The sequence below is a fragment of the Streptomyces sp. NPDC001744 genome, assembly GCF_042892575.1.
Taxonomy (GTDB): Bacteria; Actinomycetota; Actinomycetes; order Streptomycetales; family Streptomycetaceae; genus Streptomyces.
The window spans coordinates 45,474-60,781 of the sequence record NZ_JBIAUG010000001.1 but is presented as its reverse complement, the minus strand read 5'-3'; the positions used below and the strand labels follow the sequence as shown (position 1 = coordinate 60,781).

The window sequence follows — 15,308 nt, the reverse complement described above, 5'->3', positions numbered from 1 at the left end:
ATGAGCACCATTGACATCCTTTCGCCGGCGGGCGACAAGGCCGGGACCGTCGACCTCCCCGAGGAGATCTTCGGCGCGAAGGTCAGCGTTCCGCTGATCCACCAGGTCGTCGTCGCGCAGCTGGCCGCGGCCCGTCAGGGCACGCACAAGACCAAGACCCGTGGCGAAGTCCGCGGTGGTGGCAAGAAGCCTTACCGCCAGAAGGGCACCGGCCGCGCCCGTCAGGGTTCGACCCGCGCCCCGCAGTTCGCCGGTGGTGGCGTCGTGCACGGTCCCGTGCCGCGTGACTACTCGCAGCGGACCCCGAAGAAGATGAAGGCCGCCGCTCTCCGCGGTGCCCTCTCGGACCGGGCGAACCACTCCCGCATCCACGTCGTCACCGGCGTGGTCGAGGGCGAGGTCTCCACCAAGGCCGCCAAGACGCTGTTCGGCAAGATCTCGGAGCGCAAGAACCTGCTCCTGGTCGCCGAGCGCTCCGACGAGGCCGCGTGGCTGTCCGCTCGTAACCTGCCCCAGGTGCACATCCTGGAGCCGGGCCAGCTCAACACGTACGACGTGATCGTCTCCGACGACGTGGTCTTCACCAAGGCCGCCCTCGAGTCCTTCGTGTCTGGCCCCCAGACCGCTGAGACCGAAGGGAGCGACGCCTGATGAGCGAGGCCGTCGTCACCAGCAAGACCTTCTCGGACCCGCGTGACATCCTCGTCAAGCCGGTCGTCTCGGAGAAGAGCTACGCCCTGCTCGACGAGAACAAGTACACGTTCATCGTCGCGCCCGGCTCCAACAAGACCCAGATCAAGCAGGCCGTCGAGGCGGTCTTCTCGGTCAAGGTCACCGGGGTCAACACGATCAACCGCCAGGGCAAGCGCAAGCGGACCAAGGCCGGTTTCGGCAAGCGCAAGGACACCAAGCGCGCCATCGTGACCCTTGCTGAGGGCAACCGAATCGACATCTTCGGCGGCCCGACCGCCTGACGGCGGTCGAGTCGTCCGATATCGGACGAGGACTGAGAAATGGGTATCCGCAAGTACAAGCCGACTACGCCGGGCCGCCGTGGCTCCTCCGTAGCCGACTTCGTCGAGATCACGCGGTCCACGCCGGAGAAGTCGCTGGTCCGCCCCCTGCACAGCAAGGGCGGCCGTAACAACACCGGTCGTGTGACCGTCCGTCACCAGGGCGGTGGCCACAAGCGCGCCTACCGCGTGATCGACTTCCGTCGTCACGACAAGGACGGCGTGCCGGCCAAGGTCGCTCACATCGAGTACGACCCCAACCGCACCGCGCGCATCGCGCTGCTCCACTACGTGGACGGCGAGAAGCGCTACATCATCGCCCCCAAGGGTCTGACGCAGGGTGACCGCGTCGAGAACGGCCCCGGCGCGGACATCAAGCCCGGCAACAACCTGGCGCTCCGCAACATCCCGGTCGGTACCACGATCCACGCGATCGAGCTCCGTCCCGGTGGCGGCGCCAAGTTCGCCCGCTCGGCCGGTGCCTCCGTGCAGCTGCTGGCGAAGGAGGGCACCATGGCCCACCTCCGCATGCCGTCCGGTGAGATCCGTCTGGTCGACGCCCGCTGCCGCGCCACCATCGGCGAGGTCGGCAACGCCGAGCAGTCGAACATCAACTGGGGCAAGGCCGGACGCAAGCGCTGGCTGGGTGTTCGCCCGACCGTCCGCGGTGTGGCGATGAACCCGGTCGACCACCCGCACGGTGGTGGTGAGGGCAAGACCTCCGGTGGTCGCCACCCGGTCTCCCCGTGGGGTCAGAAGGAGGGTCGTACTCGTTCGCCGAAGAAGGCTTCGAACAAGTACATCGTCCGCCGCCGCAAGACGAACAAGAAGCGCTAGGAGCGGGTTTAGATGCCGCGCAGTCTCAAGAAGGGACCCTTCGTCGACGGCCACCTCGTCAAGAAGGTGGACGCCCAGAACGAAGCCGGTACCAAGAACGTCATCAAGACCTGGTCCCGTCGCTCGATGATCATCCCGGCCATGCTCGGCCACACGATCGCGGTGCACAACGGCAAGACCCACATTCCGGTGTTTGTCACCGAGTCGATGGTCGGCCACAAGCTCGGCGAGTTCTCGCCGACGCGCACCTTCCGGGGTCACGTGAAGGACGACCGGAAGTCGAAGCGCCGCTAGTAGCGGGGTGGAATGACCATGACAGACACTGGAAGGACAACCATGGAAGCCAGGGCCCAGGCGCGGTACATCCGCGTCACGCCCATGAAGGCCCGCCGCGTGGTGGACCTTATCCGTGGCATGGACGCCACGGAGGCTCAGGCGGTCCTGCGTTTCGCCCCGCAGGCCGCGAGCGTGCCGGTTGGCAAGGTGCTGGACAGCGCCATCGCCAACGCTGCACACAACTACGACCACACCGACGCCTCTTCGCTGGTCATCAGCGAGGCGTACGTGGATGAGGGCCCGACCCTGAAGCGGTTCCGTCCGCGTGCTCAGGGCCGTGCCTACCGGATCCGTAAGCGGACCAGCCACATCACCGTGGTCGTCAGCAGCAAGGAAGGAACCCGGTAATGGGCCAGAAGGTTAACCCGCATGGGTTCCGGCTCGGCATCACCACGGACTTCAAGTCCCGCTGGTACGCCGACAAGCTGTACAAGGACTACGTCAAGGAAGACGTCGCCATCCGCAGGATGATGACGTCCGGCATGGAGCGCGCCGGCATCTCGAAGGTGGAGATCGAGCGCACCCGTGACCGTGTGCGTGTGGACATCCACACCGCGCGTCCCGGCATCGTCATCGGCCGCCGCGGCGCCGAGGCCGACCGCATCCGCGGCGACCTCGAGAAGCTCACGGGCAAGCAGGTCCAGCTGAACATCCTCGAGGTCAAGAACCCCGAGATGGACGCCCAGCTGGTCGCCCAGGCCGTCGCCGAGCAGCTCTCCTCCCGCGTCTCCTTCCGTCGTGCCATGCGCAAGAGCATGCAGGGCACGATGAAGGCCGGCGCCAAGGGCATCAAGATCCAGTGCGGCGGTCGCCTCGGCGGCGCCGAGATGTCCCGCTCGGAGTTCTACCGCGAGGGCCGCGTGCCCCTGCACACGCTCCGCGCGAACGTCGACTACGGCTTCTTCGAGGCCAAGACGACCTTCGGCCGCATCGGCGTGAAGGTCTGGATCTACAAGGGCGACGTCAAGAACATCGCCGAGGTCCGCGCCGAGAACGCCGCGGCCCGTGCGGGCAACCGCCCGGCCCGCGGTGCCGGCGCTGGCGACCGCCCGGCCGGCCGTGGTGGCCGCGGTGGCGAGCGTGGCGGCCGCGGCCGCAAGCCGCAGCAGCAGTCCGCGCCGGCTGCCGAGGCCCCCAAGGCCGACGCTCCCGCCGCCGCTGCCGCTCCGGCTGAGAGCACCGGAACGGAGGCCTGACCGACATGCTGATCCCCCGTAGGGTCAAGCACCGCAAGCAGCACCACCCCAAGCGCTCTGGCATGAGCAAGGGTGGTACGCAGGTCGCGTTCGGCGAGTACGGCATCCAGGCCCTCACGCCGGCGTACGTGACCAACCGCCAGATCGAGGCGGCCCGTATCGCGATGACCCGCCACATCAAGCGTGGCGGCAAGGTCTGGATCAACATCTACCCGGACCGCCCGCTCACGAAGAAGCCCGCCGAGACCCGCATGGGTTCCGGTAAGGGTTCTCCCGAGTGGTGGATCGCGAACGTCAAGCCGGGTCGGGTGATGTTCGAACTGTCCTACCCGAACGAGAAGATCGCGCGCGAGGCTCTGACCCGTGCGGCTCACAAGCTGCCGATGAAGTGCAAGATCGTCAAGCGCGAGGCAGGTGAGCTGTGATGTCGGCCGGTACCAAGGCGTCCGAGCTGCGCGAGCTGGGCAACGAGGAGCTTCTCAACAAGCTCCGCGAGGCCAAGGAAGAGCTGTTCAACCTCCGCTTCCAGGCGGCGACGGGCCAGCTCGAGAACCACGGTCGGCTCAAGTCCGTCCGTAAGGACATCGCCCGGATCTACACCCTGATGCGTGAGCGCGAGCTGGGCATCGAGACGGTGGAGAACGCCTGATGAGCGAGAGCAACGTGACTGAAAAGAACGAGCGGAACGCTCGTAAGGTCCGCGAGGGCCTGGTCGTCAGCGACAAGATGGACAAGACCGTCGTCGTCGCCGTCGAGGACCGCGTCAAGCACGCGCTGTACGGCAAGGTCATCCGCCGTACGAACAAGCTCAAGGCTCACGACGAGCAGAACGCCGCCGGCATCGGTGACCGCGTCCTCCTGATGGAGACCCGGAAGCTGTCCGCCACGAAGCACTGGCGCGTCGTCGAGATCCTCGAGAAGGCCAAGTAATCACCTAGGGGGCTTTCCCTTAGGTTCAGTTCCGCCAGGCTCGGTGGAGAAGCGCTCGTCACGAGTGCTTCTCCACCGGGAACCGGCAGACAATCAGGAGATAGACGTGATCCAGCAGGAGTCGCGACTGCGTGTCGCCGACAACACTGGTGCCAAGGAGATCCTTTGCATCCGTGTTCTCGGTGGCTCGGGTCGCCGCTACGCGGGCATCGGTGACGTCATCGTCGCCACCGTCAAGGACGCGATCCCCGGTGGCAACGTGAAGAAGGGTGACGTCGTCAAGGCGGTCATCGTTCGCACCGTCAAGGAGCGCCGCCGCCAGGACGGCTCGTACATCCGCTTCGACGAGAACGCCGCTGTCATTCTCAAGAACGACGGCGACCCTCGTGGCACCCGTATCTTCGGCCCGGTCGGCCGTGAGCTGCGCGAGAAGAAGTTCATGAAGATCATCTCGCTCGCGCCGGAGGTGCTGTAAGCATGAAGATCAAGAAGGGCGACCTGGTCCAGGTCATCACCGGTAAGGACAAGGGCAAGCAGGGCAAGGTCGTCACGGCCTTCCCCCGCGAGAACCGCGTCCTCGTCGAGGGTGTCAACCGGGTCAAGAAGCACACCAAGGCCGGCCCCTCGCAGGCCGGCGGCATCGTGACGACCGAGGCCCCGATCCACGTGAGCAACGTTCAGCTCGTCGTGGAGAAGGACGGCAAGAAGGTCGTCACGCGTGTCGGTTACCGCTTCGACGACGAGGGCAACAAGATCCGCGTTGCCAAGCGGACGGGTGAGGACATCTGATGGCTACCACCACTCCGCGTCTCAAGACGAAGTACCGCGAGGAGATCGCGGGCAAGCTGCGTGAGGAGTTCTCGTACGAGAACGTCATGCAGATCCCCGGTCTCGTCAAGATCGTGGTCAACATGGGTGTCGGCGACGCCGCCCGTGACTCGAAGCTGATCGACGGCGCGATCCGCGACCTCACGACGATCACCGGTCAGAAGCCGGCCGTCACCAAGGCTCGCAAGTCCATCGCGCAGTTCAAGCTCCGCGAGGGCCAGCCGATCGGCGCCCACGTCACGCTCCGTGGCGACCGCATGTGGGAGTTCCTGGACCGCACCCTGTCGCTGGCGCTCCCGCGCATCCGCGACTTCCGCGGCCTGTCCCCCAAGCAGTTCGACGGCCGTGGCAACTACACCTTCGGTCTCACGGAGCAGGTCATGTTCCACGAGATCGACCAGGACAAGATCGACCGTGTCCGGGGTATGGACATCACCGTGGTGACCACGGCGACCAACGACGACGAGGGCCGTGCCCTTCTGCGTCACCTCGGCTTCCCCTTCAAGGAGGCGTAAGCGAGATGGCGAAGAAGGCTCTCATCGCGAAGGCTGCCCGCAAGCCCAAGTTCGGCGTGCGCGGTTACACGCGCTGCCAGCGCTGTGGTCGTCCCCACTCCGTGTACCGCAAGTTCGGCCTGTGCCGCGTGTGCCTTCGTGAGATGGCTCACCGTGGCGAGCTGCCGGGCGTGACCAAGAGCTCCTGGTAATCCCTTCATTGGGATGACCGGAGTCTCTCGGTAAGCATTGGGTCGGCGGAGGCCCGTCCTCGCATGCCTTAGGCTTGTGGGGTTGGGCGTCCGCCGCCCGTACGACTTACTACGCCGTAGGTCCCCGCGCCGCACCCGTCCCGCCCCTGTGTGGGGAGAGGGATGGCGCACTGGAAACCCCGGCGAGAGAGGCCGAAGGCCAATTCATGACCATGACTGATCCGATCGCGGACATGCTGACTCGTCTGCGTAACGCGAACTCGGCATACCACGACTCCGTGACGATGCCGCACAGCAAGATCAAGTCTCACATCGCGGAAATCCTCCAGCAGGAGGGCTTCATCACGGGCTGGAAGGTCGAGGACGCCGAGGTCGGCAAGAACCTCGTCCTCGAGCTCAAGTTCGGTCCGAACCGTGAGCGCTCCATCGCGGGCATCAAGCGGATCTCGAAGCCCGGTCTCCGGGTTTACGCGAAGTCCACCAACCTGCCGAAGGTCCTCGGCGGCCTGGGCGTGGCGATCATCTCCACGTCCCACGGTCTCCTGACCGGCCAGCAGGCAGGCAAGAAGGGCGTAGGTGGGGAAGTCCTCGCCTACGTCTGGTAGTCGGGAACGGAGGAATAGCTAATGTCGCGTATTGGCAAGCTGCCTATCCAGGTTCCCGCCGGCGTGGACGTCACCATCGATGGCCGCACGGTCACGGTCAAGGGTTCCAAGGGCACCCTGAGCCACACCGTCGCCGCGCCGATCGAGATCGTTAAGGGCGAGGACGGCGTTCTCAACGTCACCCGCCCGAACGACGAGCGTCAGAACAAGGCCCTCCACGGCCTGTCCCGCACGCTGGTGGCCAACATGATCACCGGTGTGACCCAGGGTTACGTGAAGGCGCTCGAGATCAGCGGTGTCGGTTACCGCGTCGCCGCGAAGGGCTCCAACCTGGAGTTCCAGCTCGGTTACAGCCACCCGATCCTGGTCGAGGCGCCCGAGGGCATCTCGTTCAAGGTCGAGTCGCCGACCAAGTTCTCGGTCGAGGGCATCGACAAGCAGAAGGTCGGCGAGGTCGCGGCGAACATCCGCAAGCTGCGGAAGCCCGACCCGTACAAGGCCAAGGGCGTCAAGTACGCCGGCGAGGTCATCCGCCGCAAGGTCGGAAAGGCTGGTAAGTAAGCCATGGCATACGGTGTGAAGATCGCCAAGGGCGACGCTTACAAGCGTGCCGCCAAGGCGCGCCGCCACATCCGCATCCGCAAGAGCGTGTCGGGTACGGCGGAGCGTCCGCGCCTCGTCGTGACGCGTTCGAACCGCGGTATCACCGCTCAGGTCATCGACGACCTCAAGGGTCACACCCTTGCGTCGGCGTCGACCCTGGACGCGTCGATCCGTGGCGGCGAGGGTGACAAGTCCGCGCAGGCCAAGCAGGTCGGAGCCCTCGTCGCCGAGCGCGCCAAGGCCGCTGGTGTCGAGGCTGTCGTGTTCGACCGTGGTGGCAACAGGTACGCCGGGCGCATTGCCGCTCTGGCTGACGCCGCCCGCGAAGCCGGGCTGAAGTTCTAAGCCCCGGTTCCGGGACTAACGGACGTAACAGAGAGAGGTAAATCCAATGGCTGGACCCCAGCGCCGCGGAAGCGGTGCCGGTGGCGGCGAGCGGCGGGACCGGAAGGGCCGCGACGGTGGCGCTGCCGCCGAGAAGACCGCGTACGTTGAGCGCGTTGTCGCGATCAACCGCGTCGCCAAGGTTGTCAAGGGTGGTCGTCGCTTCAGCTTCACCGCGCTCGTCGTGGTGGGTGACGGTGACGGCACCGTAGGTGTCGGTTACGGCAAGGCCAAGGAAGTTCCCGCGGCCATCGCCAAGGGTGTCGAGGAAGCCAAGAAGAACTTCTTCAAGGTTCCGCGCATCCAGGGCACCATCCCTCACCCGATCACGGGCGAGCGTGCCGCGGGCGTCGTGCTCCTGAAGCCGGCTTCCCCCGGTACCGGTGTGATCGCCGGTGGCCCGGTGCGCGCCGTTCTGGAGTGCGCCGGCGTTCACGACATCCTGTCGAAGTCGCTCGGCTCGTCCAACGCGATCAACATCGTGCACGCGACCGTGGCGGCCCTCAAGGGCCTGCAGCGTCCCGAGGAGATCGCGGCCCGCCGCGGTCTGCCCCTCGAGGACGTCGCCCCCGCGGCTCTGCTCCGTGCGCGTGCTGGGGCGGGTGCGTAATGGCTCGCCTCAAGGTCACGCAGACGAAGTCGTACATCGGCAGCAAGCAGAACCACCGCGACACCCTGCGTTCGCTCGGCCTCAAGAAGGTCAACGACGTGGTTGTCAAGGAGGATCGTCCCGAGTTCCGCGGCATGGTGCACACCGTCCGCCACCTCGTGACGGTCGAGGAGGTTGACTGACATGGCGGAGAACAACCCGCTGAAGGCCCACAACCTCCGTCCCGCCCCCGGCGCCAAGACCGCGAAGACCCGTGTCGGTCGTGGTGAGGCGTCGAAGGGTAAGACGGCCGGTCGTGGTACGAAGGGCACGAAGGCCCGCTACCAGGTTCCGCAGCGCTTCGAGGGCGGGCAGATGCCCCTCCACATGCGTCTGCCGAAGCTGAAGGGCTTCAAGAACCCCTTCCGCACCGAGTACCAGGTCGTGAACCTGGACAAGCTCACCGCGCTCTACCCGCAGGGTGGCGAGGTCACGGTGGCCGATCTGGTCGCCAAGGGTGCCGTTCGCAAGAACCAGCTCGTCAAGGTCCTTGGCCAGGGCGAGGTCTCCGTGGCGCTGCAGGTGACGGTCGACGCCGTCTCCGGCTCCGCCAAGGAGAAGATCGCCGCCGCCGGCGGCACCGTCACCGAGCTCGTCTGAGACGACCGCTCGATGGCTTGAACATCCGACCGGGGATGCCTCTCAAAAGGGGCATCCCCGGTTGGTCGTTCCTAGGGGGGCATGGTCGCCGGTAAGGTGGCGTGCACTGTCCGGACTCCGTGTGCCGTGTGCGCGCGGGGTCGATGGCGGAAACCAACTATTCGTCGAACCTCAAGACCGTCACCCTTGACGCATTGCGCGGGGGTCGCAGGAGGCACCGTGCTCACCGCGTTCGCCCGGGCGTTCAAGACGCCCGACCTGCGCAAGAAGCTACTCTTCACGCTCGCCATCATCGTGCTGTACCGCCTCGGGGCCCACGTCCCCGTACCCGGCGTCAGCTACGAGGCCGTCCAGCAGTGCGTCAAGCAGGCCAGCGAGGGCAACAGCAGCCTGTTCGGCCTCGTCAACATGTTCAGCGGCGGGGCGCTGCTGCAGATCACCATCTTCGCGCTCGGCATCATGCCGTACATCACGGCGAGCATCATCCTGCAGCTGCTGACCGTCGTGATCCCGCGCCTCGAGGCCCTCAAGAAGGAGGGGCAGTCCGGTACCGCCAAGATCACGCAGTACACCCGGTACCTGACGATCGCCCTCGCCATCCTCCAGGGCACCGGTCTCGTCGCGACCGCCAAGAGCGGCGCGCTCTTCAGCGGCTGCGCCGTCGCCGACCAGGTCGTGCCCGACCAGTCGATCTTCACCATCGCCACGATGGTGATCACCATGACGGCCGGCACCGCGCTCGTCATGTGGCTCGGTGAGCTGATCACCGACCGCGGCATCGGCAACGGCATGTCGATCCTGATGTTCATCTCGATCGCCGCCGGCTTCCCGGGCGCCCTGTGGGCCATCAAGGAGAGCGGCAAGCTCGCCCAGGGCTGGATCGAGTTCGGCGTCGTCATCCTGGTCGGCTTCGTGATGGTGGCCCTCGTGGTCTTCGTCGAGCAGGCCCAGCGCCGCATCCCGGTCCAGTACGCGAAGCGCATGATCGGCCGGCGCTCCTACGGCGGTACGTCCACGTACATCCCGCTGAAGGTGAACCAGGCGGGTGTGATTCCCGTCATCTTCGCGTCGTCGCTGCTCTACATCCCGGCCCTCGTCGCCCAGTTCTCCAACTCCACCGCGGGCTGGAAGACCTGGATCGAAGCCCACTTCGTCAAGGGTGACCACCCGTACTACATCGCCACCTACTTCCTCCTGATCGTGTTCTTCGCCTTCTTCTACGTGGCGATCTCGTTCAACCCCGAGGAAGTCGCCGACAACATGAAGAAGTATGGTGGCTTCATCCCGGGTATCCGGGCCGGTCGACCTACTGCCGAGTACCTGAGCTACGTGCTCAACAGGATCACTTGGCCGGGCTCGCTGTACTTGGGTCTGATCGCTCTCGTGCCGACGATGGCGTTGGCAGGCTTCGGCGGCGCCAATGCCAACTTCCCCTTCGGCGGGACGAGCATCCTCATCATCGTGGGTGTGGGGCTGGAGACCGTGAAGCAGATCGAGAGCCAGCTCCAGCAGCGCAATTACGAAGGGTTCCTCCGCTGATGCGAATCGTCCTCGTCGGACCGCCCGGTGCGGGCAAGGGCACGCAGGCTGCGTTCCTCGCCAAGAACCTGGACATCCCGCACATCTCCACGGGTGATCTGTTCCGTGCCAACATCTCGCAGGGCACGGAGCTGGGACTCAGGGCCAAGGCGTTCATGGACGCCGGCGACCTGGTGCCCGACGAGGTGACCATCGGGATGGCCAAGGACCGGATGGACCAGCCGGACGCCGCCAACGGCTTCCTCCTGGACGGCTTCCCCCGGAACGTCGCCCAGGCCGAGGCGCTGGACGCCGTCCTGAAGGCCGGCGGCATGGAGCTGGACGCGGTCCTGGACCTGGAGGTCCCCGAGGACGAGGTCGTGAAGCGGATCGCGGGCCGCCGCATCTGCCGCAAGGACAGCGCGCACGTCTTCCACGTGACGTACAACGCGCCGAAGACCGAGGGCGTCTGCGACGTCTGCGGCGGTGAGCTCTACCAGCGCGACGACGACTCCGAGGAGACCGTCCGCCGGCGCCTGGAGGTCTACCACACGCAGACCGAGCCGATCATCGACTACTACCGGGCGCAGAACCTGGTCGTGACGATCTCGGCGCTCGGCAAGGTGGACGAGGTCACCGCCAAGGCGATGGCCGCGCTCAAGAAGTAACCCCGCTCCGTCCGATACGGCCGCGGTGCCCCTCGGGGGCGCCGCGGCCGTATCGTTGTTCTGCTCACCCGTACTCGATGGAAAGGCCCCGGCCACGATGGTGCAGATCAAGACCCCCGAGCAGATCGCGAAGATGCGCGAGGCGGGCCTGGTCGTCGCCGCCATCCACGCGGCGACCCGCGAGGCGGCCGTGCCGGGCGCCACGACGAAGGACCTGGACGAGGTCGCGCGCAAGGTCATCGCCGACCACGGGGCGAAGTCGAACTTCCTCGGTTACGGCGGGTTCCCCGCGACGATCTGCACCTCGGTGAACGAGGTCGTCGTCCACGGCATCCCGGATGACAAGACCGTCCTCAAGGACGGCGACGTCATCTCGGTCGACTGCGGCGCGATCGTGGACGGCTGGCACGGCGACGCGGCCTACACCGCCTTCGTGGGCACCGGACACGCGCCCGAGCTGGTCGAGCTCTCCCGGGTGACCGAGGAGTCCATGTGGGCCGGCATCGCGGCCATGAGGACCGGCAACCGCCTGGTGGACGTCTCGAAGGCGATCGAGACCTACATCAAGCGGCAGCCGCGCCCGGCGGTCGGCGACCACAGCCTCGGCCGGTACGGGATCATCGAGGACTACGGCGGCCACGGCATCGGCACCGAGATGCACATGGACCCGCACCTGCTGAACTACGTCTCCCGCAAGCGCGGCAAGGGCCCGAAGCTGGTCCCCGGCCTCTGCCTGGCGATCGAGCCGATGGTCTCCCTGGGCACCCCGCGCACGGAGGTCCTGGAGGACGACTGGACGGTCGTCACGACGGACGGCACCTGGTCCTCGCACTGGGAGCACAGCGTGGCGGTGACCGAGGAGGGCCCGCTGGTCCTGACGGCGGTCGACGGCGGGAAGGCGAAGCTGGCGGAGCTGGGCGTCACGGCGGCGCCGGACCCGCTGGCGTAGTCCGGACCCCGCGCGGCGGCCTCTCCGCGCGGATTTTCCGCCGCACGGTGGCCCGCGTAAGGATCACCCGGAGTGGGCAGACTTCCCGATTCGTCTTTCGCTTGCTCCTGACGTAGACTGATGCGTCGGCTCTCGTGTACCCGTGTGTCCGCATGCGGGGGCGAAAGTCGATCAAGGTAGCCGATTCGAAAGGCGAAGCGTGGCCAAGAAGCAAGGTGCCATCGAGATCGAGGGCACCGTGATCGAGTCCCTCCCGAACGCCATGTTCAAGGTGGAACTTCAGAACGGTCACAAGGTCCTCGCGCACATCTCCGGCAAGATGCGGATGCACTACATCCGTATCCTTCCGGACGACCGGGTCGTCGTGGAGCTCTCCCCGTACGACCTGACGCGTGGCCGGATCGTCTACCGGTACAAGTAGATCTTGCCCGCACCCCGCGTCCGCGCGCGGGTGGTGGCACTGACCCGGAGAACCTCACATCCCATGAAGGTCAAGCCGAGCGTCAAGAAGATCTGCGACAAGTGCAAGGTGATCCGCCGTCACGGCCGGGTCATGGTCATCTGCGACAACCTGCGCCACAAGCAGCGCCAGGGCTGACGCACGCCGACCGACCTGCAACTTCGCAGTTCTTCGCGCGACGCAAGCACATGTACATCGCAGAGCCCGTCGGACCGTGTTCCACGGTTGACGGCACCTCCGGCGGGGGCCGGGGACCCGATCTGTACCTCGTACGGCAGCCGGGAACGGTTCTGCAGCAGACCCCCGAGAACACAGGAGCCATTGAATGGCACGCGTTTCCGGTGTTGACATCCCGCGCGAAAAGCGTGTGGTGGTCGCACTCACCTACGTCTTCGGCATCGGGCGTACCCGGTCCGAGGAGATTCTCGCCGCGACCGGCGTGAACCCGTCCACCCGTGTCCGCGACCTTGCCGAGGAAGACCTCGTCAAGATCCGCGAGTACGTGGACGCCAACCTCCGTACCGAGGGTGACCTCCGCCGTGAGATCGCCGCCGACATCCGCCGCAAGGTCGAGATCGGCTGCTACCAGGGCCTCCGCCACCGTCGTGGCCTGCCCGTCCGCGGTCAGCGCACCAGCACGAACGCCCGTACCCGCAAGGGCCCGCGTCGCGCCATCGCCGGCAAGAAGAAGCCGGGCAAGAAGTAGTCCTCAGCGGACGCTTGACCAAGCGGTCTTCGCTGTAGGACCGACCACCTCCCGTAGGAGATATAGATGCCCCCCAAGGGTCGTCAGGGCGCTGCCAAGAAGGTGCGCCGCAAGGAAAAGAAGAACGTCGCTCACGGCCACGCGCACATCAAGAGCACGTTCAACAACACGATCGTCTCGATCACGGACCCCTCGGGCAACGTGATCTCCTGGGCCTCCGCCGGCCACGTCGGCTTCAAGGGCTCGCGCAAGTCCACCCCCTTCGCCGCGCAGATGGCCGCCGAGTCGGCCGCCCGCCGCGCGCAGGAGCACGGCATGCGCAAGGTCGACGTCTTCGTCAAGGGTCCCGGCTCCGGCCGTGAGACCGCGATCCGCTCCCTCCAGGCCACCGGCCTCGAGGTCGGCTCGATCCAGGACGTCACCCCCACGCCGCACAACGGCTGCCGTCCCCCCAAGCGCCGCCGCGTCTGACGCCGGCCGCGTGACGGACGCACCCGTGCGTCCTTGAGAGTCCGGGCGGTACGACCCCTCGCAGGGACGTGCCGCCCGTACCCTTGGCAGTACCTGTCGGGCGTCAAATAGTGGGCGTCCACGACTGAAGGAAAAGACATGCTTATCGCTCAGCGTCCGTCGCTGACCGAAGAGGTCGTCGACGAGTTCCGCTCCCGGTTCGTGATCGAGCCGCTGGAGCCGGGCTTCGGCTACACCCTCGGCAACTCCCTCCGCCGTACCCTCCTGTCCTCGATCCCGGGTGCCGCCGTCACCAGCATCCGCATCGACGGCGTCCTGCACGAGTTCACCACCGTGCCGGGCGTCAAGGAGGACGTCACCGACCTCATCCTGAACATCAAGCAGCTGGTCGTCTCCTCGGAGCACGACGAGCCGGTCGTGATGTACCTGCGCAAGCAGGGTCCGGGTCTGGTCACCGCCGCCGACATCGCGCCCCCGGCCGGTGTCGAGGTGCACAACCCCGACCTCGTCCTGGCCACCCTGAACGCCAAGGGCAAGCTGGAGATGGAGCTGACCGTCGAGCGCGGTCGCGGCTACGTCTCCGCCGTGCAGAACAAGCAGGCGGGCCAGGAGATCGGCCGCATCCCGGTCGACTCCATCTACTCGCCGGTGCTCAAGGTCACGTACAAGGTCGAGGCGACCCGTGTCGAGCAGCGCACCGACTTCGACAAGCTGATCGTCGACGTCGAGACCAAGCAGGCCATGCGCCCGCGCGACGCCATGGCGTCCGCCGGCAAGACCCTGGTCGAGCTGTTCGGTCTGGCGCGCGAGCTCAACATCGACGCCGAGGGCATCGACATGGGCCCGTCCCCCACGGACGCCGCCCTCGCCGCCGACCTGGCGCTGCCGATCGAGGAGCTGGAGCTCACGGTCCGCTCCTACAACTGCCTCAAGCGCGAGGGCATCCACTCCGTGGGTGAGCTCGTGGCGCGCTCCGAGGCGGACCTGCTCGACATCCGCAACTTCGGTGCGAAGTCGATCGACGAGGTCAAGGCGAAGCTGGCCGGCATGGGCCTGGCGCTCAAGGACAGCCCGCCCGGATTCGACCCGACCGCCGCCGCCGACGCCTTCGGCGCCGACGACGACGCGGACGCGGGCTTCGTCGAGACCGAGCAGTACTGATCCGCCCGGGGGCCCGCCCCCGGAGGATCGGAACGACTGCGGCCGCCGGCCGGCTCCGGCCGGCCGTGCGGTTCCCCGCGCCCCCCGGGAGCGCGGGTCTCCGACGGGCGACCGCCCGCTCGGACACTGACACCGGTACCTCGTACGGCCGGTGCAGATCACAAGGAGAAAGACCATGCCGCGTCCCGCCAAGGGTGCCCGTCTCGGCGGCAGCGCCGCTCACGAGCGTCTGCTGCTCGCCAACCTGGCGAAGTCCCTCTTCGAGCACGGCCGCATCACCACGACCGAGGCCAAGGCCCGCCGCCTGCGTCCGGTCGCCGAGCGCCTGATCACCAAGGCGAAGAAGGGCGACATCCACAACCGTCGCCTGGTGCTGCAGACGATCACCGACAAGGGCATCGTCCACACCCTCTTCACCGAGATCGCCCCGCGCTACGCGGAGCGCCCGGGTGGCTACACCCGCATCACCAAGATCGGCAACCGTCGTGGCGACAACGCCCCGATGGCCGTGATCGAGCTGGTCGAGGGCGAGATCGCCAAGAAGGCGACCGTCGCCGAGGCCGAGGCCGCCACCAAGCGCGCCGTCAAGGAGGCCGACGAGGCCCCCAAGGCCGAGGAGACCAAGGCCGACGAGGCCGCCGAGGAGTCGAAGGACGCGTAAGCGTTCTTCCGGCTGTTCCGTGTGCGG

At 66.7% G+C, this 15,308-nt stretch carries 28 protein-coding genes; all 28 read left to right on the top strand.

The window, feature by feature from the left end; translation table 11 throughout:
* The 28 genes from rplD (at nucleotide 1) to rplQ (ending at nucleotide 15,281) form a co-directional block, all read left to right on the top strand.
* The gene (gene rplD / locus ACFYZY_RS00350; protein WP_388687948.1) at nucleotides 1-651 is read left to right on the top strand and encodes a 50S ribosomal protein L4; all 651 of its coding nucleotides are present in this window, start codon (nucleotides 1-3) and stop codon (nucleotides 649-651) included.
* Nucleotides 651-974 carry a 50S ribosomal protein L23 gene (rplW, locus tag ACFYZY_RS00345; protein WP_053646169.1) on the top strand — a complete coding sequence of 108 codons (324 nt, stop codon included), beginning with the start codon at nucleotides 651-653 and terminating at the stop codon, nucleotides 972-974. Before rplD ends, rplW begins: the two co-directional genes overlap by 1 nt.
* A 39-nt stretch (nucleotides 975-1,013) precedes the next feature.
* Nucleotides 1,014-1,850 (top strand): 50S ribosomal protein L2, encoded by an 837-nt coding sequence (gene rplB, locus ACFYZY_RS00340; RefSeq protein ID WP_030208986.1) that lies wholly within the window; start codon nucleotides 1,014-1,016, stop codon nucleotides 1,848-1,850.
* A gap of 12 nt (nucleotides 1,851-1,862) precedes the next feature.
* Entirely contained in the window at nucleotides 1,863-2,144 is a 282-nt protein-coding gene (gene rpsS, locus ACFYZY_RS00335) for a 30S ribosomal protein S19 (protein ID WP_015035577.1), read from the top strand.
* A gap of 42 nt (nucleotides 2,145-2,186) precedes the next feature.
* Nucleotides 2,187-2,534: a 50S ribosomal protein L22 gene (gene rplV / locus ACFYZY_RS00330; protein WP_004571827.1), complete on the top strand. Its 348-nt coding sequence runs from the start codon at nucleotides 2,187-2,189 to the stop codon at nucleotides 2,532-2,534.
* The gene (gene rpsC, locus ACFYZY_RS00325) at nucleotides 2,534-3,382 is read left to right on the top strand and encodes a 30S ribosomal protein S3 (RefSeq protein WP_017239578.1); all 849 of its coding nucleotides are present in this window, start codon (nucleotides 2,534-2,536) and stop codon (nucleotides 3,380-3,382) included. The genes rplV and rpsC overlap by 1 nt, the downstream gene beginning before the upstream one ends.
* Nucleotides 3,383-3,387: 5 nt before the next feature.
* Nucleotides 3,388-3,807, top strand: a complete 420-nt coding sequence (gene rplP / locus ACFYZY_RS00320) for a 50S ribosomal protein L16 (RefSeq protein ID WP_015035580.1) — start codon at nucleotides 3,388-3,390, stop codon at nucleotides 3,805-3,807.
* Nucleotides 3,807-4,031: a 50S ribosomal protein L29 gene (gene rpmC / locus ACFYZY_RS00315; protein WP_017239580.1), complete on the top strand. Its 225-nt coding sequence runs from the start codon at nucleotides 3,807-3,809 to the stop codon at nucleotides 4,029-4,031. The genes rplP and rpmC overlap by 1 nt, the downstream gene beginning before the upstream one ends.
* Nucleotides 4,031-4,312: a 30S ribosomal protein S17 gene (gene rpsQ / locus ACFYZY_RS00310; RefSeq protein ID WP_388687943.1), complete on the top strand. Its 282-nt coding sequence runs from the start codon at nucleotides 4,031-4,033 to the stop codon at nucleotides 4,310-4,312. Before rpmC ends, rpsQ begins: the two co-directional genes overlap by 1 nt.
* Before the next feature lie 106 nt (nucleotides 4,313-4,418).
* On the top strand, nucleotides 4,419-4,787 hold the full coding sequence (gene rplN, locus ACFYZY_RS00305) for a 50S ribosomal protein L14 (protein ID WP_003956455.1): 369 nt from the start codon (nucleotides 4,419-4,421) through the stop codon (nucleotides 4,785-4,787).
* A gap of 2 nt (nucleotides 4,788-4,789) precedes the next feature.
* Nucleotides 4,790-5,101: a 50S ribosomal protein L24 gene (rplX, locus tag ACFYZY_RS00300; protein ID WP_030208998.1), complete on the top strand. Its 312-nt coding sequence runs from the start codon at nucleotides 4,790-4,792 to the stop codon at nucleotides 5,099-5,101.
* The gene (gene rplE, locus ACFYZY_RS00295) at nucleotides 5,098-5,655 is read left to right on the top strand and encodes a 50S ribosomal protein L5 (RefSeq protein WP_104860432.1); all 558 of its coding nucleotides are present in this window, start codon (nucleotides 5,098-5,100) and stop codon (nucleotides 5,653-5,655) included. The genes rplX and rplE overlap by 4 nt, the downstream gene beginning before the upstream one ends.
* Before the next feature lie 5 nt (nucleotides 5,656-5,660).
* Entirely contained in the window at nucleotides 5,661-5,846 is a 186-nt protein-coding gene (locus tag ACFYZY_RS00290; RefSeq protein WP_003948630.1) for a type Z 30S ribosomal protein S14, read from the top strand.
* Between the two features lie 206 nt (nucleotides 5,847-6,052).
* A complete protein-coding gene (gene rpsH / locus ACFYZY_RS00285; RefSeq protein WP_015035585.1) occupies nucleotides 6,053-6,451 on the top strand; it encodes a 30S ribosomal protein S8 in 399 nt (132 codons plus the stop codon).
* Nucleotides 6,452-6,472: 21 nt separating this feature from the next.
* A complete protein-coding gene (gene rplF / locus ACFYZY_RS00280; protein WP_388687939.1) occupies nucleotides 6,473-7,012 on the top strand; it encodes a 50S ribosomal protein L6 in 540 nt (179 codons plus the stop codon).
* Between the two features lie 3 nt (nucleotides 7,013-7,015).
* Nucleotides 7,016-7,399, top strand: a complete 384-nt coding sequence (gene rplR / locus ACFYZY_RS00275; RefSeq protein WP_388687937.1) for a 50S ribosomal protein L18 — start codon at nucleotides 7,016-7,018, stop codon at nucleotides 7,397-7,399.
* Between the two features lie 46 nt (nucleotides 7,400-7,445).
* The gene (gene rpsE / locus ACFYZY_RS00270) at nucleotides 7,446-8,048 is read left to right on the top strand and encodes a 30S ribosomal protein S5 (RefSeq protein WP_030214033.1); all 603 of its coding nucleotides are present in this window, start codon (nucleotides 7,446-7,448) and stop codon (nucleotides 8,046-8,048) included.
* A complete protein-coding gene (gene rpmD, locus ACFYZY_RS00265; protein ID WP_015035589.1) occupies nucleotides 8,048-8,230 on the top strand; it encodes a 50S ribosomal protein L30 in 183 nt (60 codons plus the stop codon). Before rpsE ends, rpmD begins: the two co-directional genes overlap by 1 nt.
* A 1-nt stretch (nucleotide 8,231) precedes the next feature.
* On the top strand, nucleotides 8,232-8,687 hold the full coding sequence (rplO, locus tag ACFYZY_RS00260; protein ID WP_093874532.1) for a 50S ribosomal protein L15: 456 nt from the start codon (nucleotides 8,232-8,234) through the stop codon (nucleotides 8,685-8,687).
* 219 nt (nucleotides 8,688-8,906) lie between these two features.
* Nucleotides 8,907-10,226 (top strand): preprotein translocase subunit SecY, encoded by a 1,320-nt coding sequence (gene secY / locus ACFYZY_RS00255; RefSeq protein ID WP_388687932.1) that lies wholly within the window; start codon nucleotides 8,907-8,909, stop codon nucleotides 10,224-10,226.
* Complete coding sequence (locus tag ACFYZY_RS00250) at nucleotides 10,226-10,873, top strand: adenylate kinase (protein WP_388687929.1); 648 nt, start codon at nucleotides 10,226-10,228, stop codon at nucleotides 10,871-10,873. Before secY ends, ACFYZY_RS00250 begins: the two co-directional genes overlap by 1 nt.
* 97 nt (nucleotides 10,874-10,970) lie before the next feature.
* On the top strand, nucleotides 10,971-11,822 hold the full coding sequence (gene map / locus ACFYZY_RS00245; RefSeq protein ID WP_388687926.1) for a type I methionyl aminopeptidase: 852 nt from the start codon (nucleotides 10,971-10,973) through the stop codon (nucleotides 11,820-11,822).
* Between the two features lie 199 nt (nucleotides 11,823-12,021).
* Entirely contained in the window at nucleotides 12,022-12,243 is a 222-nt protein-coding gene (gene infA, locus ACFYZY_RS00240; RefSeq protein ID WP_003956442.1) for a translation initiation factor IF-1, read from the top strand.
* 63 nt (nucleotides 12,244-12,306) lie between these two features.
* Complete coding sequence (rpmJ, locus tag ACFYZY_RS00235; protein WP_003956441.1) at nucleotides 12,307-12,420, top strand: 50S ribosomal protein L36; 114 nt, start codon at nucleotides 12,307-12,309, stop codon at nucleotides 12,418-12,420.
* A gap of 187 nt (nucleotides 12,421-12,607) precedes the next feature.
* Complete coding sequence (rpsM, locus tag ACFYZY_RS00230; RefSeq protein ID WP_030209021.1) at nucleotides 12,608-12,988, top strand: 30S ribosomal protein S13; 381 nt, start codon at nucleotides 12,608-12,610, stop codon at nucleotides 12,986-12,988.
* Nucleotides 12,989-13,054: 66 nt separating this feature from the next.
* A complete protein-coding gene (gene rpsK, locus ACFYZY_RS00225; protein ID WP_003956432.1) occupies nucleotides 13,055-13,459 on the top strand; it encodes a 30S ribosomal protein S11 in 405 nt (134 codons plus the stop codon).
* Between the two features lie 138 nt (nucleotides 13,460-13,597).
* Entirely contained in the window at nucleotides 13,598-14,620 is a 1,023-nt protein-coding gene (locus ACFYZY_RS00220; RefSeq protein ID WP_030209023.1) for a DNA-directed RNA polymerase subunit alpha, read from the top strand.
* Nucleotides 14,621-14,795: 175 nt separating this feature from the next.
* Nucleotides 14,796-15,281: a 50S ribosomal protein L17 gene (rplQ, locus tag ACFYZY_RS00215; RefSeq protein ID WP_388687922.1), complete on the top strand. Its 486-nt coding sequence runs from the start codon at nucleotides 14,796-14,798 to the stop codon at nucleotides 15,279-15,281.
* The last annotated feature ends 27 nt before the right edge of the window (nucleotides 15,282-15,308 follow it).